Source organism: Acetobacter pasteurianus, assembly GCF_009914215.2.
Lineage (GTDB): Bacteria > Pseudomonadota > Alphaproteobacteria > Acetobacterales > Acetobacteraceae > Acetobacter > Acetobacter pasteurianus.
On the sequence record NZ_CP039846.2, the window covers coordinates 1792714 to 1812500 of the forward strand.

A 19787-nucleotide genomic window follows, 5' to 3' on the forward strand; every position below is an offset into this window, starting at 1 on the left:
CCCCGAAAACCGCGCCACCTCAGAAGTTCAAAACATGGGAAATCCCCATGTTATAGATTCCCCATATTTGGGGAATAAGACGCGTCCGAATTCAGCCTCATCCCCTCTGTCCAACTTGGATACTGCTACAAAGCGCCGGGCGGAGGTGGTGCGGATACTGCAAACTGCGGAGGGGCTGCGCATGCCACTACGAGCAGTTGCCCAGATGGTAGGTAGGGGCTTCACCTACTACGGTTGGGAATATTAGAGCGTGCTTTCTGGGGTGGTCTTGAGATGCTGATCTGCCAATTTTGCTCCCCAAATGAGAGATCAATCCGGCGGAAGTTCATAAACCATATTCAGTGGCCTGATCACCGCAGCATTTATGGTTCCTGCCTGCGCGTTCCATTGGAACGGCATAGGTTCGGCATCGAATGAGGTGTCGATCTTATCGTCGGAAACCACGCCATATGCCTGATAATACAGGTCTGGAGATGCGCTGATCGTGCGGGTATGCCAATCCCATTGTGAGGATACTATGACGTGGGCGGCTGTCTTGCCACAAGGGTGGCGCTTGCTGAGCTTGATCTGGCCATCGGTGATAAATGCTTGATGTGGGTGCCCTGTTTCGTGATCTGTCCGTAGATACGCCTCGCGCCTTTTCTCTTCTGCGTCACTGATGGACTGCCATATTTTACCGCCATGATTTTCGGAATCGTTTACGATGTGCTGCATGTCACCGGGGTCTTTCAGACCATTGAACATATGCCACGCACCGTCGAACACAGTTCCTGCCGGGATCAAAATATCCCCAAACGAAAACTCTTTTTGAAAATCTTCCGGGCTTGTCGGGTCATATGACGCGCATATTTCGACGGCATCCCGCTCCGTGGATGTTCCCGCTATGGCGGTGTTCGGCAACAGCAGGCTGAGCAGGCTTAGGGTAGTGAATCGCATGGTTCCTCCTGCCGGATTTTGGCAACTGAGGGCCGAGTCTGGCTAGTCATGCGCTTTTGGTTGGCTTTTTACTGCTGGCCTTTAGTAGCAGAAAGTCCCTTCGCAATCAGGCGGCGAATAGCCTTTGCCCGCGTCACGCCGCTCCGCCCGGGTCTGCCTTGTCGGCCAGCCGCTCGGCTACGGCGCGAAGGGCCAGCCGCTCACCCTCGTTCATGGCGCGCCACATGCGGACCAAGGAGCGCTCATTATCAGTCAATTCCTCACCCTCCTCTAAGGCGTGAGCGGAGAGCGAGAGATATACACTCTCTTCAAGTCTCTGAACGATTTCCGCATTCATGGAGTGTGAGCGTAAATCAGCCTGTGCCTTGAGATTATCAAGGAGGGCACGTGGCATACGCAGGGTGATCGGTACTCTTCGTTCATCGCTCATGACGCATCTATAAACCAAATTGGCTGCAATTTCCAGTTGACAACCAAAATGGTGTCATGCCTTATGAGTGTGCAACCATTATGGTTGGATGGAGGAAAAATTGAGAACCGGGACGCAAATGAAAATACGCCTGCCCCCCGAAGTGCATGCGCACGTTAAGGAAATGGCAAGTCGACAAGAGCGCAGCCTTAACGGGCACATCGTCTTCTTGCTTCGGCAGGAAATGGAAAAAGAAAAGGAAGAGAGCAATTCAGACAGAAAGTAATGATACGTCCGGGCTCCAAATCATGGAGCTTCTAGTTTCATCCTTCATAAGGTCTCTGCAGGCAGATGAGCCTATAAATGTTTCTACGGTTTGCGATCTCTATGAGACGATTAAGCAGGACAAAGGGCAGCAAGCGGCATGGGACGCCTTCGGCTCCGCTTGGGACGGATTTATGAGCGGCGTTGATGCGTGGAAAGACGCACGAGACGAGTTCAAGCGCCGGGGTATGCAAGACCCCAAAATAAAAGAAGCACCAGAGCACGGCCTAGGAAACCGCTCTGATGCCTCTGACAGTGAATAGGAAACCACTGATATGCCTAGAAATAACACAAACACTCTGCAAAACTCAAACAACATTGTTGCCTTCTCATTTGAGGGGGTTGATGTACAGGCCGTAAATCGTGCTGGTGAAGCATGGTTTGTTGGTATGGAAGTAGCCGAAGCACTTGGATATTCAGATACTAATCAGGCTATACGCAAGCACTGCAAAGCCGCAGAAAACCTTAAACCCGTTGAATTGACGGGTTTAGGAATTGAAGCAAAATCCCCACGCGGTCTGAAACTAATTCCTGAGCGCGACCTTTATCGGCTTGTGATGAACTCACAAAAGCCAACTGCCATTGCCTTTGAAGAAAAGGTCGTCGGTGAAATTCTTCCCGCTATCCGTAAAACGGGCGGTTATATGCTTGCGGCTCCAGAAGAAACGCCAGAACAGTTGGCGCTTCGGGCCATGCAAGTCTTGCAGGATACAGTGGCGCGGCAGAGGGCCGAGCTTGATGAAGCCGCTCCGCAGATTGACGCATACAAGAAGCTGGCTTCTTTGGATGGCGTGCATAACCTGCGCTCTGCCGCGCAACAGTGTGGTTGGCCGGAAAGGAAGTTTATCCAGCAGCTTTGCCAAATGCGTTGGATTTATACGCACAATGTCACGGGGCGTAAGTGCGCATATGCCGATAAGGTAAAGGCGGGGCTGATGGAGGCAAAAAACGTAGAGGTTAAGCGCACCGGATACGTTGAAGGCGTAGGGCAGCCAATGATTACCCAAGAAGGGCTGGCTGAACTTCGCTCCATCCTTGGACCATACGAAGCCCATACACGGTCTGAGGCGATGAAAACGGAAATCGTTAAACGCAGCCAATCACGGAAGGCAACCCGCAAGCCTTTTACGAAAACACCAGCGTAAGTGCCATAAAGGCCAGCCACCCTTTCGAGGGTGGCAACGCTGGTGTATTTGATAAAGCGGCTGCTGCTTTTTAGCGGCGGAATACGGGACACTTAACTCAGCAGCAGATCATTGATGCAATGCATCTGGGAACGGCTGCGTTCTATTCTGACAGGGCAACCGATGCAAAGAAGCAGTATCTACGGACTGCTGGGAAAGCACTGATGCAACTCTGGCACGATCTTGAGGAAGAAGAACGGGCTGGTGTGGAGCGGAAAGCTTTGGCGTGAGGGGAGGCGGCCTTTGGGCTGTCTTTTATAATGATTTGTTTTGCTGGATGAATAAAAGATAATAATAAAGGGTGATACCGTTTCCGATATCACCCTTGTCGCTTATTTGCGACGGAATGGACGAGGTAAGTACCCGAAACGCTTACCAGTTTTTATTTCTGAGATGCGCCCCGGGTTCACATCAAAGTCGGCGGCAATGCGGTTTAGAAACTCACCCGAAGCAATCCGCTTAATAATTATGGTTGCTTCTGCTTCAGTCAGCGTTTTAGATGGCTGCCGAGGGTTGTAATTAGGGATTACACTCATCGTGTTTTCTCTTTTTGGATTAAGAGAACCGCCCTTGACGCATGTTACTTGCGTTGGCATTAAGCCCGCGCTATTGGTGTAGCAACATTTCCGCGACGGTTCCAATTGGTAGCGGAATAAAAGGGGGATGGCCTTGCCGGGCTGTCCCCTTTCTTTTGTCTAACGGCATAAATAACAGTACTTTAATTAAGTACCTAGACTGAATCGTAAAAATTTTTTCGGTTCATTTCCAAAAGTATCATACTACGTGTCCCATTTTTTGAGACAAAATGTCTCACTTGTGCCTGCAATATAATGTTGCGCGGATTAGTGATGCCACTAATTACTTACTAATCGTCCTTGCATTCCTTCGTAGATTGTACGATTTTCTCGTTATGCGCTCTCTATTGCTTATCCTTCCCATTCTTGCCCTCTCAGCCTGCTCCCATCCCGGCACCCCATACGGGCGTGATTGGGGAGAAACGGATGCACACTGCATGCGTCGGGTGATGAGTGTACCCAATGCTCGCGGACAGTTTAGTTTCGATATGGCGGCAGGTGTATGTGGGCGCGTTGAAAACCTTGCCACGCATTCTGTTTTCACGGCTAAATCATTGCCTCTGGATCTGCGCTCTGATCCAGAATTGCAGCAGATGGCGGAAGATCCTGACATCAACGTGAAGCATAGGCCCTTTGTGCCGCGCACTTCCGCGCAGCCGTTGCAGAAATGGCCTGTGTTCTCAAATCAGGGCGTCGTGCAATAGGGCTTGTACCCGGTACCTTTTCGTGGCATATTTTTCTATAATTGAGAACTTCTGTGTCAGGCTGCCCCGTAAGGAGCGGCCTTTTTTGTTAGCGCCATGGTCAGCCTGCTCAGTATTGAAAACGTCATTGGCTCTATTGGACGTTACGGGACAACTGCGCCTGTTACTCTGGGCAGCGTGCCTTTGTATGGCATGGAAATTCCTGATGTTCTGACCAATGGTGGCCAGCAGCGGCTGGAAGTGCATTGGCTGCCCGGCGGCACCAAGATTGTTGACCGCTTAGGAAACGATCCAGCGCGGTTTTCATGGAATGCGCGGTTTACTGGCCCGAATGCATTGGCGCGTGCGCAACTTCTGTCCCAGATGCGCGATGCAGGGCAGCCGGTTTCATTCACGGGGCCGGGCATCAATGAAACGGTTATTATTGCTGAATACGCCTTTGACTATTCGCTTAAGGGCGCGATCATTCCATATCGTATTCAGCTAGAACGCCAGTCTACTTCTGTTACTTCTGCCAGCACATCAACATCGGCGCTCTCATCGCTGATTGGGGATGATGCGGCCAGTGCCCTTTCTGATGTTACGAGTGCTCTCAGCGATGGTGCGCAGGCGCTTTCCAATATTTCTGCGCAGGGGCAGGCTGTAATCGGGCAGGTTTTCCCTTTGGCAAATATGGTTGGTGCGGGTAGCGCCTTGGCATCTGTGAGCGATAAGTTGACCATGGTGCAGGGGTTATCCGGCGCAGGTATCAATCTCGCCTCTGCGCCCGATAATGTGGCTTCAATTGTGACGGGGTTGAAATCTACTGGTGCCAGTTTAATGACTACCATTTCGCAAGCTGGCGCAAATATTTCGGGAATTTCTATCCAGAATGGCTCTAGCCTTTCGGCACTTACGGCCAATGCAGGTTTGCAAAGTGCCGCTGTTGATAGCGGAGCTTTGGTTAACCGCGGCTATGCCAACACTTTGACTGCTGGAGACAGCAGCGAGAGTTGGCAACTTGTATCGGCAGCAGCATAGATGGCGAACACTGTTAAAGTAAGTGCGGCAGATGGAACTTTATACCATGTGGCCTGCCGTGAATTGGGTGATGCCACACAATGGTGGCGGATTGCGCAACTGAACGGGCTGACGGATCCTGATCTTTCACCTTTCACCATGCCTGTAACGCTCACGCTGCCTACACCTGATCAGACCCAGAATGCGGGCATTCCTGATTATACATCATGAGCGACATTACACAGGCCGTTACCGTTGTTGGCTCCAGCGCCGCTAATTGGTGTCGTGCGCCACGTTGCCGGATTCTGATTGACGGAAAAATCAGGCAGGAAACGCAGGTAAAGCAGTTCTCTCTGATGAGAACGCGGTATTCCCGTGCAGATACCTTGACGCTGACGTTTGCCGTAGATCGCCAACTTCTGGCTTCAGCCAGAACCGGCAGTAGCGCAGGATGGTTTGACCAGGCAGACGCAGCCAGCGGCAAACCGGGGCCGGAAATCGACATCACACTGCAAATGCAGGATGCCGCCTTGGGTGGTGCGCAGTGGACAACAATATTTCAGGGTCTGGTAACAACGGTTTCCTATGAACCGACCTTGGCCACGCTGGACATTGAATGTCGGGATTATCTGGCCCGGATTTTAGACATGCGTGTTCTGGCCGCTTGGATGAACATGACCGGGCCAGAAATTCTCAAGGATATGGCTGCGCGGGCAGGGCTGGCTGCGAACGTGTCGATTACGGGCGGCATGCAGGGACAATTCCGTCAGACGGAACATAAGCGCCATTCTGGTGTAAGTGGCAACCGCTTCCGCAGTGCCTTTGATCTGGCGCGGTATATCGCCAACAGTTCACAGGCTGATCTGTATGTGGACGGCACAACGCTTGTGTGTCGGCCCATGCTTTCGCCTTCGTCTGATGGCGCTGTTGTTCATAAGATGGCGTATGTGGACAGCGGAGTGGGCGCAGCAATACGGGCGGATTGTGAAAGCCTTACGCTCAGACGCGATTATCAGATTGCCAAAGGTGTGATGGTGCATGTGCTGTCTTGGGACAGTCGTCAGCGCACTAAGGTGGAATGGTATTTCGGCCCCGATGGTGGCTCTGCGCGCAAGGCTTCAGAAGTCGGGAACCTGCATAGTTTCCAGTTTCCGGGCTTGCGTATGGATGAGGTGCAAGCCAAGGCCGAACAGCTTTACCATGAGATTGTCGCGCATGAGCGTGTAATTTCTTACGAAGCGCCGGGAATGATCAGCCTAGAACCGCGTCATTTCATGTCTCTGGCGGGTACAAATTCCACATGGGATGGAACGCATGCCGTTGATGCTGTGACGACATCTTACGGCGAGGGCACTGGCTTTCGGCAGAATGTCACATTGCGCAACCGCGATGTGACTCAGGACGAGACGCAGGAATATGATTGATAGCAGACCAATGGCGTTCGCCGCTGGTGGCACTTATGGGCAGCAAGAAAACGGTCTGATTTCAGCGGTTGACCCGGTCACGCATGACGTAAAGGTCAAGGTGATGCCAGGCGGGGTTGAAACGGGCTGGTTGCCATTCGCCGCTGTGCAGGTTGGAGACCTGTGCATTTCCTGCCCGCCGAATGTAGGCACACAGGTGCATTTGCTGCCGGTTTGCGGCGACCCTGAACATTCTGTTGTGGCCGCGCCTGTGTTTTGCACCGTGATGCCGCCTCCAGTATCGCCAGCAACAGGAAAGGTGGCCCAGCCGGGGGAATATCTGCTGATGGCTGGATGTGGTGCGCCTCCTGTGGACGAAAAAAGCCGCGAAAGAGGTGAGGTTGCACAAGCTGCCCCATGGATGCACGTTACGCGGGATACGCTTTATTCGGGTGTGGGAGGCGATACAACAGCCACCATAAAGGATGGCCAGCACCAGTGGAAAGCGGGAGGCGTTACAGCCACGCTTTCGGCTTCTGGCTTTGAGGTCACTGGCGGGAATATCACCACCGACAAGGATGTGAAGGCGGGAAGCATCAGCCTCATCGGTCATGTTCACAGCAACGGCAATAAGGGTGAGGATACGGGAGCGCCCGTTGGATGAGCTGCCTTTCCCACGAATGGGGTGGTGATCTGCAGGTTGATGCGTCTGGAGCGCTTCGGATTGCCAGCAATCATGATGGTGTACGGCAACGCTTGCTCAGGCGGCTTATGACACCACAAACTGGGTATATCTGGCAGCCTGACTATGGTGCCGGATTGCCCCAGAAGATCGGCCAGATCATCACGGAAGCAGAGCTTTACGCGCTTATCCGCTCCCAATGCGCTTTAGAGGCCGGAATTGATCAAACGCAGCCCGTGGCTGTGACGCTAACCGATAACGGAAATAGCGGCTTCTCCTGCCTAATTTCTTATACTGATGCTCAAACAAACAGCGTGCAGGCCCTGACGCTGACCTGACGGAACATTCATGTCGCTTCCTTTAAGAACGTATGCCGCGCTTGTTGCTCAGTCAGTGGCGGCAACGCAGGGTGCGTGCGCCTCATTGCTGGATATGGCTGTGGGTACGCCGCTGCGGGCAATTATGGAATCTGTGTCGGGCACAGGTCTATGGCTGCAATATATTGCGCTGCTTATCCTTTCGCGTTCAAGGTTGGCCACATCCAATGGCACTGACGCGGATAGCTGGGTGGCTGATTTTGGTATGACCCGCATGCCGGGGACTGCCGCTACGGGTGAGGTGACACTCACCTCATTCCAGCCGGATCAGCAATCTGCATCAGTGGCGGTTGGCGTTCTTGTTCGCACTGTTGCTGGTATGAATTATGCCGTGACGGAAGATACGAGCAATTCTGCATGGTCTGCCGCAACTGGTGCTTATGTGCGGCCAGCGGGAACGGGATCTATTACTGTGCCCGTTGAATGTCAGGTTTCTGGATCAACTGGCAATGTTGCCGCAGGCGCCATCTGTCTTCTTGGAACTAGCATTGCCGGTATTGATACCGTGACGAATGCAGTAGCGCTTGTGAATGGCTCCGATGGAGAGACAGACGCGCAGTTAAGGGCTCGCTTTCCTGATTGGCTGGCGGCAAAAGCTACAGCCAGTAATGCCGCTATCGAAAATGCTATTGCTGGCGTGCACACCAATCTCACTTACGAGATCATCAACTGCGAAGCGCCAGATGGCACATTCCGGCCGGGATATTTTACGGTTGTTGTCGATGATGGCACAGGCACGCCATCTGCTGATCTTCTGGCATCTGTGTACACGGCGATTGATGCAGTTAAAGCGGAAGGTGTTGGGTTTGCTGTTATTGGGCCGATAGAGCTTCTGGCAACTGTCAGCATGACGGTAACCGTGGCTGCCGGAACAGATACAGCTACTGTTCAAACCAATATCCAGAACGCGATTACGGCAGACATTGATGCCCAGAAAGTAGGGGCTGGTTACGCATACAGCCGCCTTCCTGTGGTGGCTTACAACAATGCCGGGGTGGATATTGTTTCCATCACGAATGTGCTGTTGAACGGCGCGCAATCGGATCTAGCAGCCGCTACCAAACAGGTGATCCGGGCAGGTTCCGTTGCGGTGACGGTTGTTGAGGCAGGCAGCTAATGGCTACGGGAGATCAGAACGATTTTGCCCGCCGTGTTCGGCAACTCCTTCCATTCGGCTGGTTCCCAGATCCTCCAGCAGCAAACCAGAGTGAAAAAGCGCCTGTTCTGAATGGTGTTTTGCAGGGCATCGGAAATATTCTGTCATGGGTTTATGACCTGTTCGGGCAGGTTAACCTTCAGATGCGTCTGGCCACGGCCACAGGCTCTTTTCTGGATATGATTGCCTACGATTTCTTTGGCGATGCGTTGCCTCGTGCCTTTGGAGAGACAGACGCAGCTTATAGAAAGCGCATCCAAGAAGCACTTGTTGCTCAGAAGAATACCCGCACAGCCATTACGGAAGCATTGCAGGATCTGACGGGGCAAACGCCTATCGTGGTTGAGCCCACGAGCGCCAGCGATTGCAAGGGACTTGGTTCAACAGCAACGCCAGCCGCCGGCGGTGGCTACGGGTATGGTGTGGCGGGACTATATTACGGTGGCCTGAATGGAGGCCAGTTTTTCGTGACGACAGAGCGGGGCAATGCAGCGTCCGAGGCGGCAATTTACGCCGCAATCAATAATGTGCGCGCCGAAGGTGTTACGGCGTGGGTGAAGGTTGAAAACTGATGCAGCGCAGGATTGTTTATCAAGGGCAGATTCCGCTTGATGCAGATTTGTTGTGGGGTGAACGCAATCTGAAAACTGCATTGGGGCAGGCGTTAAATCTTCTTTATGGAGATTTTTCTACAGTTTCTGCGGCTTTCGGTTTTTCTGTTACGCCATCTGCTTCTGCGCTGACCATTGCTGTAGGCTCTGGTGTCGTGGCATCTTCTGGCGCCATTGATGAAACAGCTTTCGGCGGGAATGGGGGTGGTATTTCTGCTGATACATCCGCGCAGTTTGTTGTTTACGGATGCGCTGGAGGAAGCATTACCCTCACAGCAGGGCAGACAGCAACGTTATATGCTGTGTGTTCTGAGGCGGATACAGATGAAACTGTGCTGCCATTCTATAATGCGGATAATCCAAGTCAGACGCAGGCTGGACCCGGAAATGCAGGCACGTCTTTACCGGTTACCCGTTTGGCGCAAGCGGAATTGGTTCTGGCCGCCGAAGCGCCTGCATCACCATCTGGCGGTGCAATCGTTCCTCTTTACACGGTAACAGTTCCCGCTGGCGCAACAACTGCCGCTGGAGCCACGACTAAAGCCCTTACAGCGTTTTATCCGACCGTACCGCAACTAGAGCGTGGCCGTTATCTGGGGACGCAGAAATTCACGAGCAGCGGCACGTATACCCCAAGCAATCGCGCGCGTATGGCGCGTGTTCGGATGTGCGGTGCGGGTGGCCCTGGCGGTTATGCGCAGGCAAATAGTGACACGTCTCATGTTTCAGGCGGGGGATCAGGTGGTGCTGGCGGCGAAATTGAGTTCTGGTTCGACGTATCGGACGGCTCTGCTCAGTCAATCACTGTAGGGGCCTCCGCTGAATCCACGAATACGAACATTCAATCTACAAGTGGATCTTCATGGTTTGGCGCTGCGGTTGAATGCCAAGGTGGGAATGAGGGTGGTTATGGCGTAACTACGTCTAATACTTCTCTTAGTATCGGTGTGCAGGCAGGCGGTGGCCCCGCATACGTTCATGACAGCACAAAAGTTCTATCTGTTGTCTATCAGAAACAGGGGCAGGGCGGCGCTGGCGGTTGGGCCATTAATGGAACAGTATATCCGGGGATTGGAACGCCGTCAGGGTGGGGGGCTGGCACCTACACAACCGATAACGGGCCGGGTACTGCTGCGTCAGGGTTTGGCGCGGGCGGAGCGGGCGGCGGATCTAATACAACGTCAGGATATGCAGGCGGGCTTGGCTCTTCTGGTGTTGTGATTATTGAGGAATACGCCTGATGGAACGTTACATAGTTTACCGCATCATAGCGGATGGAACGCAGCCTGCAGGATATATAGTGAACGCTGTTCTATGGGACGGAGAATCCGCGTGGACGCCACCAAATGGTATGGCCATCATTCAGAATAATACTTTGAATATTGGCGATACTTACACGCCAGCTTCTTAAAGCTTTTCTTTCCTATTTTTATTTTAAGGCCGCTTCTCGCGGCCTTTTTTTATGCGAGGGCTTATGGCTGACGCAGATCAATACACGCCTGTGCCACTACGGCAATTGGCGCCACTTGTTGCCGCGCTTATCGTTAAAGAATCTCTTTCTGGCCTTGATATTTCTGGTGCCAATGTCGGCGATATATCCATTGTTGACTACACCAAGACAGTTAATGATGCCGTCGCACAAGCATTAGATGCGGCTGATGCAGCGGCCAAAACTTCCGAGGGCGTATCTCAATCAGTAGATGCCGCAGTAAATGCGTCCGATAGCGCACAGGCTGTCGTTGCGGGTGCTGCTGACATGTTCGCACAGAGCAATGCTCTAGCAAGCATGATCGTGAACAACCCTGAAAAGTTCACGAACCTTGGCGGATGGGATGCTTCCCAGAACAAGCCAGCACTGACAAGCAGCGTTGGCACGGAAGGTGATTTCTACACCGTTTCGGTGGCTGGCAATACATCTCTAGATGGCGTGACGGAATGGGATCTGCTTGATGGCGTCTGGTTCCATAACGGTGTGTGGAATAAACTTGAGCGGGCTGGCTACCCATCTGTTGCCCAGTCTTTCCAGGGCCTGTCAGGGATTATTGCTGACCAGATCATACTGAACAGCCGGACGGACAAAGCTCTTTCCATTAGGGATATTCTCGGAAATATCCTGTATTGCATTGACCAATTAGGGAATATCCAAACTGCCGGGAAGTCGCTGCTTCTTGGCTCTACCATGTTTGATTGCGATGCGCCTACGACATGGCTTTTCCGCCAGCGTGATGCGCAGAATAATATTGCATGGGGCGTGCGTGCTGATGGTTCTCCAGCTTTCCCTGCAGGCGCAGCGCGTGCGGATCTCGGCCCCGTCTCAGTTACGATTGATGCGTATCCGGATGGCATCCGTGTCAAAGACCCTAAGGGGTTTGTGCTGCTTGATACATCCGGATATTGGGTGGCGGGCAATGTCGGCTTTTCGGACGATGAGATTCAACAGCGCGACCGGTTGCAGCTCGCACAGAGCGCCGCAACGATGGCGGCTGATGGCAACCTGAAAAATGCAGGCCCTGTATGGGGGTATTCTTTCTCCCTCGCTACCGGCCAGTCCGAAATGATGGGTTATGTTGCCATACCGGCGCTGAGCACCATACAACCACTGGACAACATTACTTTTGGCCTAGACCCGCGCGGGGCCAAATTTGGCAACGATACAAACGCATGGTTGCCACAGGGGGGAGACCCCAGTCCGAAACCGTTGGTTGCAGTCAACGTCAATCAAGACACGTACGAAATCATGGATATCGCTACGCCGGTTATTTACAAACCGGCCACAGTTGATGTGACTGTGCCACAGGCGATGTATATCCAGATCAGCACTACAGACACGTCCATTGATTTCACAACGAACTTTATTGTTGGGCAGGATATCCAATGCTCCGGATTTACAGGGGCGGCGGCAGCCAACAATCAGACAGGTGGCCTGTGGTATAGCAACTATATCAAAATCACGGCCCTGACGGCTCAGTCCATTACAGGGTATTGTGACGGGGTTTGGTATAAATGGAACGCGGTTGCCGTTTCAGGTGCAACGGGTGTGCACATTACGCCCCTGCGTATCACTCGTGATTTTGGTGAGCAGCAGTCAATTTCTGCTCTGAATTATTTCCGTCAATTGCAACTGAATTACCATCAGATGCAAATGGCAGATACAACACGTCAGCTTGCGCTTGTATCGACGTGTGTCTCCGGGATGCCTCTGTGGAACCTCAGCAAGGGCAACGACCAAAACGTTTACGAACGCAATCCGCAGGTGACACAGATTGTTGTTGATCAGGCTAAAGCGAACGGCAAAACTGCTGGCATGTTCTTGATTGAGTTCTGTCAGGGTGGTTCGGAAACAACTACAAACTATGATACGTATGGGGCGCTGTTAGAGGCATATTTTGCCGATATTAAAGCGGATTGCATGGCGATTACAGGGCAGACCGCAGAGCCGTTTATTGAGATTGTGCCCATCTCTGGCATGAATATGCCTTTCATTGGTTACAATGATATCTGCCGCGCACAGGTGGATTATGCATTCCGGACACCGGGGGCTTACGTTGCTACCGTTGGCTATCCTGCCATCGACTATGGTGGCCACTACTCCTCGAACGGTGAGCGTTATGTGGGCGCTATGCGTGCGAAGGTTCGGCATCGCGTTATCAATCAGCGCCTGAACTGGAAGCCGCTGATTATGGAAACTGCCGAGATCAAAGGCCAAGATGTTTTGATCGGATGCCATGTTCCTTACCCGCCTATGGTCGCTGTTGAAACATGGCGTGGGCAGGAACAGATCATGGAATCTGATAAAGGGTTCGGCGCTTATGACAGTGTGACGGGCGCCACTATCCCCGTGACGGCGGCGGAGATTGTTGGCGCGACCCAGATCAAACTGACTCTCGGCCAGCAACCCGCAAATCCGATCTGGATCACGTATGGGGATGCCAATCACAATGGGACGGGCAATATCTACGATAGCGACCCGGCTACATCCTCTGATGTGTATGAATGGTGGGAAGGAAGCGGGGCACCGTATTCCGAAAATCTGCCGGATCTGATTGGCAAGAATTATCCGTTGCCAAACCCGATGATTAACTACGGCCTTCTTGTCCAAATCTAAATTATGAAAGGGCGGGAAACGCCCGAAAGGTTTTTTGAATGTCTGTTTCTCTGACAGTCAATGATGCTGACTATTCTGCCAATGCTGTAGGGTGGGAGGCTCCAACAACGGTGCAGCCCAAGCTGGCGTTCCTTCCCACCAGCAGCACCTTTAAGAACTTGTCGCCTGCGGGTAATCCCCTGACAGTTCTGGGCACAGCGCCAACCTTTACTGCTGGCGTGAAAGACACATCTCTGCCCGGCTGCACTTTGGGCGGAACATCTGGATTTGCGACGAACATGAACTTGCCGCCGCAGTCCACGGTATTGGTTTTGTCGAAGTCCATCAGTGCGCTTTACAACATTCTGGGTGCGCCCATTCCATCGGGTGAGTTTCTGTATGGTATGCGTCCAAACGTGAACAATGCGCTGATTGTTGGTTCGGATAATGTCATCGTTAATGCAACGGAAACCGTATTCAACACCTACCAGATCAAAGCGTTTACGCTGGACTTCTCAACGGTCAACGTGGCTCTGGCCTATAGGAACCTGACCACTGGCGTTATTGCGTCTGGTACCAAGGCGTTCTCTGCGGTTCCCTCTCTGTCCACCACAATGAACATTGGTTACACGACTGATACAACTATCGCCGCAACGTGGGAGCTGAACGGGATGCTCATCTACGACAGCATTCTGAGCGCGGATGACATGAACTCAGCCGTTGCGTGGCTGCGGCAGTATGCCCAAGCCTACGGTATTTCTGCGTAGGCCCAGATCTCTTTTAAGAGAACAATACGTTTTTCTCGGACAATTGAATGACAGATGAACAGAGCGCGGGCACCCCCTGCGTGGCTGATGGTGTGCATGCACGTCTGGACGATCACGAAGAACGTCTTGCTGCTGTAGAGAGGCGGCAGGACGTAACAGACGGCAAACTGGATAGCATCAGCCGGGATATTGCTGCGGTGCGAGCTGAAGGCAACGCACGCCAGCAAGCCACCAATGCAGGAATGGACCGGATTGGTATTCAGCTTTCCGATCTGACGCGTCAGTTGGCGGCACATACCGGTGCACAGGAAGAGCGGAACAGGCTGGCAGAAGACAGTTTGCGGCGCTGGAAAAAACTGGCGGTTATTGTGGGGCTGTTCTGCACGCTTGGGGCTGCTGTTGGTTCTACACTTCTTTCTGATCAGGAAGTGGCCAGCACGATCTGGGTAAAATGGCTGCACTGGCGTGAGCCGTGGGATGTGCCAACACATCCCGTACCCCAGCCACAGGAAACACAGTTCATTCTGCCCCCGCGCGACATGGAGGCAGTATGATACCCGCATCATGGATGTCAGACCCCGTGCAGGTCGGTGCCCGCACGGCATGGGGCGAGGCGCGTGGCGAAGGCAATAACGGCATGGCCGCAGTGCTGTGCGTTGGCCGCAACCGTGCCATCCGCCCTGCATGGTGGGGGCATGATCTGTGTAGCGTGTTCCTGCGTCCATGGCAGTTTTCGTGCTGGAATGCGGCGGATGTGAACCTTTCCAAGCTTCTAACCGTCACAGACATGGACCCGCAGTTTCGTGAGGCGGTTGCCTTGGCGCAGGCGCTTGTGGGCGGCCATCTCACCGACATGACGAAAGGGGCGGATCATTACTATGACACGCGCTCCCCACGCCCTGCTTGGGCTTCTTCGCAATTTTACTGCTGCACGATTGGTCATCACGCCTTTTATCGCGTGGGGCCTTTCGGAGAGGGCTGAAGCATGAGGCGGGTTCTCCTGCCTCTTATGCGCCAGTTGGCGTGGCAGTTACTTAGAAAGGAAACCCATGGGGTTTTACACCGAAAACGACCTGCGCAGGATTGCGCGCATGATGGCGGAAGAAATGCGCGAAGATCTGCGGAAAGATGTGCAACGCAGCCCGAACGGGAGCCTCACAATTGAAGTTGTGGAGGTGAACACGCTACCGGCCAGCTTACGCGGTGGCGTGGCACATGACTGACGCACCTGTTCCCGTAGCGCCAAAACGCTCTGCCGTTCTGGCACAGACTGCCAAGGCCGTTGCCGCAGGCCTGTCTCTTCCTGCCATGGTGACAGCGCTGCCGCAGCCGGAAGCAACATGGGTTCTGTATGCCTGTGTTGTATTTGCCTCGGCAGGATTTGCGGCAACCCTTATTCCGCTTCCGGCCAATCAGTCTGGCAAGCTCTGGCTGGTGTACCGAATCATCAACTTCCTTGCTCTCAACTGGAAGTACGCAGCCAACGCAGCCGTCATGCTGCGAGGTGCGGCGTCCTCCAAATCTGAACCGCCCAAGGTTGGGCCCGGTTCTGTTGTGACCATTCCGAAAGACGATACGAAATGAAGAAAGCACTTCTCGCTCTGGGGCTGCTGCCTCTCCTTGCTGCTTGTGCCGATACTGCACAAGGGAAACTACGTCAGACGGTTTTCGATACGGACAGCGCCTACCATGTGTTAGCCACCCCGATGTCGGATGTAATGGCGGGCAAGGTACCGGGCGTGGCGCTGACTGATACACAGAAAGACATTGCCAAACGCGCCAGTCAGTCTGTGTTCAACGAAATCCAGTCTCTGGAAACCTCTATCGAGGGCGGAGATAGCATTACGCAGACGGCAGTATCCGCACTGCAGACAGACTTCGCATCATTCGAGACTTGCTGGGCAGGGCTGAAGACTGGCACCACGCCGGACGCCTGTGCAGCTATTGGCGGGAGCAAATAACATGAACGCAGCAGAAATCAGCGCCATTCTTGGCGTAGTGACCACCGTTGCAGGTCTGGCCGAGAAATATGGGCCGGAAGTTTATGAAACGGTGAAGCAAGCTATCGAGCAGTCCAAGAGTAAAACCGGCCCCACAGTGGCGGATATTGAAGCCATCTTTGCCAAGTGCAAGGCTGACAATGCAGCCATCCAGTCTGCATGACGCCGGATTTTGAGTGCGGGATGGTTTTGGGTGGCGGGGGAGTTTTTCTCGCCACCATCATCTTGGCTGTGGGCTGGCGGTGGCTGGTGGTGCGGTCGGATTTTTGGCGTAAAATTAGGGGGTGATTCGCTTTAGCAGAAAACGGACATAAAATAGCCTAATAACCGCAGAAAACAGCCATTTTGGGGTATGATTCCATATGGTGCCATGAGCATGCCGGTAAAATGCTCGTACACACCCCAAAAACCCGCAGAAAACTCACGTTTCTTCCCCGCCGGTAAGAGTGCCATCTACATGTCCGTACTATTATGGCCAAGAGCCGCCATAGGTAGCGGACAGGCTCTTGGCTTGCGGGCGTTATACCGGGGACTGAACTGTTGGGGAATACCGAATAGTTGCCGGGCTTCATGTTAATGAAACGCCGTTCTGTTAACATCAAAGCTTCTTGTCGTTAAAAACTGATCGACAAATTAACATGAGGCGATGGTTCCGGTCGGTGGATATGCTCCACCTGTTCAGGGTTTCGCCGCACTTTTACCGGGCCTATGACCCGAAGTGCCTACTAACCTTTGCGCCTAGCACCGGAATAGAGTGCTGCGGCATCTCACGGCCCACCAAAGAAAACCCGCCGCAGCCCCATGCTTCTAGCACGGGTTGGGGATGGGTACAAGGGAAAGGAATCGGACATTATTCCCAAAAGGTTAGACACTTATCCTCTAAAGCCTTTGGTTTTCCATGTGCGTATTTTTTTAGTGAGACAGTTTAAGTGATTGTAATATATCAATTATTACTGTCGCGCCGGGTCCACCATTCCGTGAAATTGTTGCTCATTTTCGGCGGCTTTCTACAAAGCTAAAACCCCTTTGTGGTTTTGGTTAGACCGTTTGTTCCCAATGTTGGGGTGATACGGTTTGCCTTGCCGGGTATTACTTTTTGCGTCGGTAATGGTCTTTTGCATCTTCCAGTAGGCTTCGCAGGCTAGCGCGAGGGGATGCAATAAATCCGATAAACCCCAAAAATGCGGTAATGCCAGCGCCACTCCCTAAGTTGGCACCTGTTTGAGATTTAGAAGCCCGTTGGGTTGCCTGATCTGTGATGGGTGTATCGTTTTCAGGTTTGGGCATACGGTGCATTCTTTCGGACAGTGAGTTTCTCAGTGCCAAATATGCAAAACCGTGAACACAGCTGAAAAGCCACTATTTCATGGGAGCAGCCAGAACATGCAGATATGTGCATATTTTTTCCATGCGCGCGTGGTCTGAGGCAGAGGCTAATAAATCTTCCTGTTTCAGACTGTTTAGAAAATCCTGCGTTTGTTGCATGCGTAAAGGGCTACCAGAGGCCCAGACTCGAAGGATTTTTTTGAGCTCGGTTTTTAAAGCCTCGGGGAGTGTTTTGTCCTTCAAAGTATCCCGTAGGAAGATCAGATACAGGCCTTTCACCATGTATACGATCTGTTCCTGAATATAATGCTCCGTTTTCTCCTGTGGGAGAGATTTGGAAGTGTTGATAATTCTTACAAGGCTTTCGGCATTTCTGGAAAGCCAGATATGGGGCAGGGTTTTATCACCCGTACGAGCCAGATGGTTCAGGCTTTTTTCTATCCATCTGCGTGTGCGGCGCATGTGGGAATCAAGCCGAAAGGGAAAGATAACCAGAAAAGTCCAGCGGGCGAACAAGACAGCCCCCAGAAACGCCAGAGTGGTGTTGAAAAAAGATTGCTCATCAAATCGGCCTTGATTGGCAGGCCCCAGCAGCACGGGCAGGAACATGTTGAATGAAAAAGCATATCCCGCTGTGTGTGCATGCCGCGCAGCCAGCCCGCCAATAATCATTGGAATAAACAGGAACAGAACCAGAAGTTCTGGTGCCGTTATGGCGGGTATAACCAGTAGCGCGTACAAAGCAGCAATGAGCCCGCACCATAAAGCACCCTTAAAAAATGGGGCCGCCGCCAAAAGTGGATTTTCACGCGTAGCCAGCAAGCCATATACGAGCGAGACAAAAGAAAAAAACGTAGGGCCTGCGGGCCATGCAGTTACTTCCCATACCAGCCATGCCCCCAGAATGCCCAAACAGGCCCGGATACCGTTATCCATGGCCTCTACGGCATGGCGGCGAGATTGCAGTCTAAAACGGAAATGATCCCTAGATTTTGGGTACATACAGGCTTGAATATGCTGGCGAATGGCCGCTTCATCAGCCAGCATGGTATGTTCTGTTGGTGTGAGTTGATGCGTCAGGGCAAGGCCATATCCGCGGGCCAGCATGGTAATCATGCCAGCAAAAGCTGCGCGTGCATGGTCTGCTGCGTGAGAATGCGGCCCCATCTCTAGAGCATCATATTCTGCGCGAGCGTTGGCAGTGAGAAGTGCAGATAATGCAGGTTCCAGCGTAATGGCGCGAGGGCGCCGGATAAGCGAGGCAATGCCTTGGTTTGTGCTTAACAGGGTTGTGTTCAGGCGTTCTAAAAGGCGTTTTTGCGCCTGTTCCTGCAAGCCCGGCATAAACAGCACGGCCAAAGTGGCTTCGCACACAATTCCCAAAATAATGTAGGAACTCCGGGCCATGGCGATATCAAAGATATTGTCTGGCTGCATAATGGCGCCAGATGCCACGATGGCGGAGGTAAAACTGGTTACCAGCAGGCCATAGGCGCGGTAACCGGTGCCAAAAGTTGCTAGCCCGCAGCACACGCCAATCCATAGTGCCAGACTGCAAAAAAACAGCCCCGGTTCTTGGGGAAAAGCTGCAATCAATACAAATGCGGCACAGCAACCAACAAGCGTGCCAAAAATACGCCACCGTGCTTTTGAAAGGCTTTCCCCGCGGGAGGAAAGAGCCACCACCCATACAGTCAGCGGAGCCCATTGGGGACTATCCAGCTCCATCCACATGGCAATCAGCAGCGAGAGGCAGGCTGCACTCGCAGTGCGGAGTGCGAACAGAATATCTGGCACACTAGGTGTCAGCAGCCACGCCAAGGCTGATTTGTTAAATGGTTGCCCTATAGCGGCGGTAAGTGTGCGCATAACGTTTCCTGCAGATCGTAAAGCGCACGCTGCCGCATACAAAAACAGCCGTCCAAGTGTTTGTCGTAATTATATCATAAGTAATATTTATGATAGAAATACAACAAATGCAGTGGGCATTTTAGATGGAATAAGAGTGGTGAAAATCCAGCTTCTGTAGAATTTCCCAAGCGCGCATGGATAGGGTGGGCATAATGGTTTGTTGCAAGCGCACAACGCCCACATCGGGTGTGGGCAGATTTTCTAGCAAACGTGTTTGTAATATGCCGCTGCGTTCGGGAAGGGCGGCTACCGGCAGAATTGTTGCAAGGCGGCTGGCAAGCACTTCTGTGTGCAAAAGTTCCAAAGCATTTGTTTCGAGCATGATGTGCGGTTTTACGC

General features: G+C 52.7%; 26 protein-coding genes (1 of these 26 running past the window's edge). 20 read left to right on the forward strand and 6 right to left on the reverse strand.

What is annotated here, in order from left to right; all coding sequences use genetic code 11:
* Positions 1–309 precede the first annotated feature (309 nt).
* Both FCN51_RS21925 and FCN51_RS21930 read right to left on the reverse strand, forming a co-directional pair.
* Complete coding sequence (locus tag FCN51_RS21925) at positions 310–936, reverse strand: hypothetical protein (protein ID WP_087635437.1); 627 nt, start codon at positions 934–936, stop codon at positions 310–312.
* Positions 937–1069: 133 nt separating this feature from the next.
* Complete coding sequence (locus FCN51_RS21930) at positions 1070–1366, reverse strand: Arc family DNA-binding protein (protein WP_310255610.1); 297 nt, start codon at positions 1364–1366, stop codon at positions 1070–1072.
* 88 nt (positions 1367–1454) lie between these two features.
* On the opposite strand from FCN51_RS21930, the gene FCN51_RS21935 reads away from it, so the two are divergent.
* From FCN51_RS21935 to FCN51_RS21945, 3 genes are all read left to right on the forward strand, one after another.
* A complete protein-coding gene (locus tag FCN51_RS21935; protein WP_160256861.1) occupies positions 1455–1631 on the forward strand; it encodes an Arc family DNA-binding protein in 177 nt (58 codons plus the stop codon).
* 172 nt (positions 1632–1803) lie between these two features.
* The gene (locus FCN51_RS21940; protein WP_310255612.1) at positions 1804–1932 is read left to right on the forward strand and encodes a hypothetical protein; all 129 of its coding nucleotides are present in this window, start codon (positions 1804–1806) and stop codon (positions 1930–1932) included.
* A gap of 12 nt (positions 1933–1944) precedes the next feature.
* On the forward strand, positions 1945–2814 hold the full coding sequence (locus tag FCN51_RS21945) for a BRO family protein (protein ID WP_160256862.1): 870 nt from the start codon (positions 1945–1947) through the stop codon (positions 2812–2814).
* A 371-nt stretch (positions 2815–3185) separates the two neighbouring features.
* On the opposite strand, the gene FCN51_RS21950 is transcribed toward FCN51_RS21945, so the two are convergent.
* Positions 3186–3389, reverse strand: coding sequence for a hypothetical protein (locus tag FCN51_RS21950; RefSeq protein WP_160256863.1), 204 nt, complete (start codon positions 3387–3389; stop codon positions 3186–3188).
* Positions 3390–3763: 374 nt separating this feature from the next.
* On the opposite strand from FCN51_RS21950, the gene FCN51_RS21955 reads away from it, so the two are divergent.
* From FCN51_RS21955 to FCN51_RS22035, 17 genes are all read left to right on the forward strand, one after another.
* Positions 3764–4132 (forward strand): hypothetical protein, encoded by a 369-nt coding sequence (locus tag FCN51_RS21955; RefSeq protein ID WP_310255615.1) that lies wholly within the window; start codon positions 3764–3766, stop codon positions 4130–4132.
* 96 nt (positions 4133–4228) lie between these two features.
* The gene (locus FCN51_RS21960; protein ID WP_160256864.1) at positions 4229–5152 is read left to right on the forward strand and encodes a hypothetical protein; all 924 of its coding nucleotides are present in this window, start codon (positions 4229–4231) and stop codon (positions 5150–5152) included.
* Complete coding sequence (locus FCN51_RS21965) at positions 5153–5362, forward strand: hypothetical protein (RefSeq protein WP_019089485.1); 210 nt, start codon at positions 5153–5155, stop codon at positions 5360–5362. It abuts the gene before it with no gap.
* Positions 5359–6555, forward strand: a complete 1197-nt coding sequence (locus FCN51_RS21970) for a hypothetical protein (RefSeq protein WP_160256865.1) — start codon at positions 5359–5361, stop codon at positions 6553–6555. The genes FCN51_RS21965 and FCN51_RS21970 overlap by 4 nt, the downstream gene beginning before the upstream one ends.
* Positions 6548–7198, forward strand: a complete 651-nt coding sequence (locus FCN51_RS21975) for a phage baseplate assembly protein V (RefSeq protein WP_160256866.1) — start codon at positions 6548–6550, stop codon at positions 7196–7198. The genes FCN51_RS21970 and FCN51_RS21975 overlap by 8 nt, the downstream gene beginning before the upstream one ends.
* On the forward strand, positions 7195–7554 hold the full coding sequence (locus tag FCN51_RS21980) for a phage tail protein (RefSeq protein WP_160256867.1): 360 nt from the start codon (positions 7195–7197) through the stop codon (positions 7552–7554). Before FCN51_RS21975 ends, FCN51_RS21980 begins: the two co-directional genes overlap by 4 nt.
* Positions 7555–7564: 10 nt before the next feature.
* The gene (locus FCN51_RS21985; protein ID WP_160256868.1) at positions 7565–8710 is read left to right on the forward strand and encodes a baseplate J/gp47 family protein; all 1146 of its coding nucleotides are present in this window, start codon (positions 7565–7567) and stop codon (positions 8708–8710) included.
* On the forward strand, positions 8710–9321 hold the full coding sequence (locus tag FCN51_RS21990; protein ID WP_160256869.1) for a hypothetical protein: 612 nt from the start codon (positions 8710–8712) through the stop codon (positions 9319–9321). The genes FCN51_RS21985 and FCN51_RS21990 overlap by 1 nt, the downstream gene beginning before the upstream one ends.
* The gene (locus FCN51_RS21995) at positions 9321–10601 is read left to right on the forward strand and encodes a hypothetical protein (RefSeq protein WP_160256870.1); all 1281 of its coding nucleotides are present in this window, start codon (positions 9321–9323) and stop codon (positions 10599–10601) included. Before FCN51_RS21990 ends, FCN51_RS21995 begins: the two co-directional genes overlap by 1 nt.
* Before the next feature lie 233 nt (positions 10602–10834).
* Positions 10835–13465, forward strand: a complete 2631-nt coding sequence (locus FCN51_RS22000) for a hypothetical protein (RefSeq protein ID WP_160256871.1) — start codon at positions 10835–10837, stop codon at positions 13463–13465.
* Positions 13466–13503: 38 nt separating this feature from the next.
* Positions 13504–14211 carry a hypothetical protein gene (locus FCN51_RS22005; protein WP_160256872.1) on the forward strand — a complete coding sequence of 236 codons (708 nt, stop codon included), beginning with the start codon at positions 13504–13506 and terminating at the stop codon, positions 14209–14211.
* 47 nt (positions 14212–14258) lie between these two features.
* Complete coding sequence (locus FCN51_RS22010; protein ID WP_160256873.1) at positions 14259–14765, forward strand: hypothetical protein; 507 nt, start codon at positions 14259–14261, stop codon at positions 14763–14765.
* A complete protein-coding gene (locus FCN51_RS22015; protein ID WP_160256874.1) occupies positions 14762–15193 on the forward strand; it encodes a cell wall hydrolase in 432 nt (143 codons plus the stop codon). The genes FCN51_RS22010 and FCN51_RS22015 overlap by 4 nt, the downstream gene beginning before the upstream one ends.
* Positions 15194–15260: 67 nt before the next feature.
* Positions 15261–15434 (forward strand): hypothetical protein, encoded by a 174-nt coding sequence (locus FCN51_RS22020; RefSeq protein WP_201762565.1) that lies wholly within the window; start codon positions 15261–15263, stop codon positions 15432–15434.
* Positions 15427–15795: a hypothetical protein gene (locus FCN51_RS22025; protein ID WP_160256875.1), complete on the forward strand. Its 369-nt coding sequence runs from the start codon at positions 15427–15429 to the stop codon at positions 15793–15795. Before FCN51_RS22020 ends, FCN51_RS22025 begins: the two co-directional genes overlap by 8 nt.
* Entirely contained in the window at positions 15792–16172 is a 381-nt protein-coding gene (locus tag FCN51_RS22030) for a hypothetical protein (protein ID WP_160256876.1), read from the forward strand. Before FCN51_RS22025 ends, FCN51_RS22030 begins: the two co-directional genes overlap by 4 nt.
* Position 16173: 1 nt before the next feature.
* Positions 16174–16374 carry a hypothetical protein gene (locus FCN51_RS22035; protein WP_003623730.1) on the forward strand — a complete coding sequence of 67 codons (201 nt, stop codon included), beginning with the start codon at positions 16174–16176 and terminating at the stop codon, positions 16372–16374.
* Between the two features lie 926 nt (positions 16375–17300).
* Here the strand turns inward: FCN51_RS22035 and FCN51_RS22040 are convergent.
* The 3 genes from FCN51_RS22040 to FCN51_RS22050 all read right to left on the reverse strand — a co-directional run.
* Complete coding sequence (locus FCN51_RS22040; RefSeq protein ID WP_160257180.1) at positions 17301–17507, reverse strand: hypothetical protein; 207 nt, start codon at positions 17505–17507, stop codon at positions 17301–17303.
* 63 nt (positions 17508–17570) lie between these two features.
* The gene (locus tag FCN51_RS22045) at positions 17571–19406 is read right to left on the reverse strand and encodes an FUSC family protein (protein ID WP_020944363.1); all 1836 of its coding nucleotides are present in this window, start codon (positions 19404–19406) and stop codon (positions 17571–17573) included.
* A gap of 121 nt (positions 19407–19527) precedes the next feature.
* Positions 19528–19787 carry the 3' end of a LysR substrate-binding domain-containing protein gene (locus tag FCN51_RS22050; protein WP_014457282.1) on the reverse strand. 637 nt of this gene lie beyond the right edge of the window, so 260 of the gene's 897 nt are visible here — the last part of the coding sequence; its start codon lies off the right edge, out of view — the gene reads right to left on this strand; its stop codon occupies positions 19528–19530.

What these genes read in the sequence shown, in the direction of transcription:
- FCN51_RS22020 (WP_201762565.1), top strand. Translation starts at nt 15,261, where the DNA reads ATGGGGTTTTACACCGAAAACGACCTGCGCAGGATTGCGCGCATGATG.
- FCN51_RS21990 (WP_160256869.1), top strand. Translation starts at nt 8,710, where the DNA reads ATGGCTACGGGAGATCAGAACGATTTTGCCCGCCGTGTTCGGCAACTC.
- FCN51_RS22000 (WP_160256871.1), top strand. Translation starts at nt 10,835, where the DNA reads ATGGCTGACGCAGATCAATACACGCCTGTGCCACTACGGCAATTGGCG.
- FCN51_RS22045 (WP_020944363.1), bottom strand. Translation starts at nt 19,406, where the DNA reads ATGCGCACACTTACCGCCGCTATAGGGCAACCATTTAACAAATCAGCC.
- FCN51_RS21945 (WP_160256862.1), top strand. Translation starts at nt 1,945, where the DNA reads ATGCCTAGAAATAACACAAACACTCTGCAAAACTCAAACAACATTGTT.
- FCN51_RS21930 (WP_310255610.1), bottom strand. Translation starts at nt 1,366, where the DNA reads ATGAGCGATGAACGAAGAGTACCGATCACCCTGCGTATGCCACGTGCC.
- FCN51_RS21975 (WP_160256866.1), top strand. Translation starts at nt 6,548, where the DNA reads ATGATTGATAGCAGACCAATGGCGTTCGCCGCTGGTGGCACTTATGGG.
- FCN51_RS21970 (WP_160256865.1), top strand. Translation starts at nt 5,359, where the DNA reads ATGAGCGACATTACACAGGCCGTTACCGTTGTTGGCTCCAGCGCCGCT.
- FCN51_RS21960 (WP_160256864.1), top strand. Translation starts at nt 4,229, where the DNA reads ATGGTCAGCCTGCTCAGTATTGAAAACGTCATTGGCTCTATTGGACGT.
- FCN51_RS22030 (WP_160256876.1), top strand. Translation starts at nt 15,792, where the DNA reads ATGAAGAAAGCACTTCTCGCTCTGGGGCTGCTGCCTCTCCTTGCTGCT.
- FCN51_RS22040 (WP_160257180.1), bottom strand. Translation starts at nt 17,507, where the DNA reads ATGCACCGTATGCCCAAACCTGAAAACGATACACCCATCACAGATCAG.
- FCN51_RS21935 (WP_160256861.1), top strand. Translation starts at nt 1,455, where the DNA reads ATGGAGGAAAAATTGAGAACCGGGACGCAAATGAAAATACGCCTGCCC.
- FCN51_RS22025 (WP_160256875.1), top strand. Translation starts at nt 15,427, where the DNA reads ATGACTGACGCACCTGTTCCCGTAGCGCCAAAACGCTCTGCCGTTCTG.
- FCN51_RS21940 (WP_310255612.1), top strand. Translation starts at nt 1,804, where the DNA reads ATGAGCGGCGTTGATGCGTGGAAAGACGCACGAGACGAGTTCAAGCGC.
- FCN51_RS21965 (WP_019089485.1), top strand. Translation starts at nt 5,153, where the DNA reads ATGGCGAACACTGTTAAAGTAAGTGCGGCAGATGGAACTTTATACCAT.
- FCN51_RS22005 (WP_160256872.1), top strand. Translation starts at nt 13,504, where the DNA reads ATGTCTGTTTCTCTGACAGTCAATGATGCTGACTATTCTGCCAATGCT.
- FCN51_RS21925 (WP_087635437.1), bottom strand. Translation starts at nt 936, where the DNA reads ATGCGATTCACTACCCTAAGCCTGCTCAGCCTGCTGTTGCCGAACACC.
- FCN51_RS22015 (WP_160256874.1), top strand. Translation starts at nt 14,762, where the DNA reads ATGATACCCGCATCATGGATGTCAGACCCCGTGCAGGTCGGTGCCCGC.
- FCN51_RS21955 (WP_310255615.1), top strand. Translation starts at nt 3,764, where the DNA reads ATGCGCTCTCTATTGCTTATCCTTCCCATTCTTGCCCTCTCAGCCTGC.
- FCN51_RS21985 (WP_160256868.1), top strand. Translation starts at nt 7,565, where the DNA reads ATGTCGCTTCCTTTAAGAACGTATGCCGCGCTTGTTGCTCAGTCAGTG.
- FCN51_RS21980 (WP_160256867.1), top strand. Translation starts at nt 7,195, where the DNA reads ATGAGCTGCCTTTCCCACGAATGGGGTGGTGATCTGCAGGTTGATGCG.
- FCN51_RS22035 (WP_003623730.1), top strand. Translation starts at nt 16,174, where the DNA reads ATGAACGCAGCAGAAATCAGCGCCATTCTTGGCGTAGTGACCACCGTT.
- FCN51_RS21950 (WP_160256863.1), bottom strand. Translation starts at nt 3,389, where the DNA reads ATGAGTGTAATCCCTAATTACAACCCTCGGCAGCCATCTAAAACGCTG.
- FCN51_RS21995 (WP_160256870.1), top strand. Translation starts at nt 9,321, where the DNA reads ATGCAGCGCAGGATTGTTTATCAAGGGCAGATTCCGCTTGATGCAGAT.
- FCN51_RS22010 (WP_160256873.1), top strand. Translation starts at nt 14,259, where the DNA reads ATGACAGATGAACAGAGCGCGGGCACCCCCTGCGTGGCTGATGGTGTG.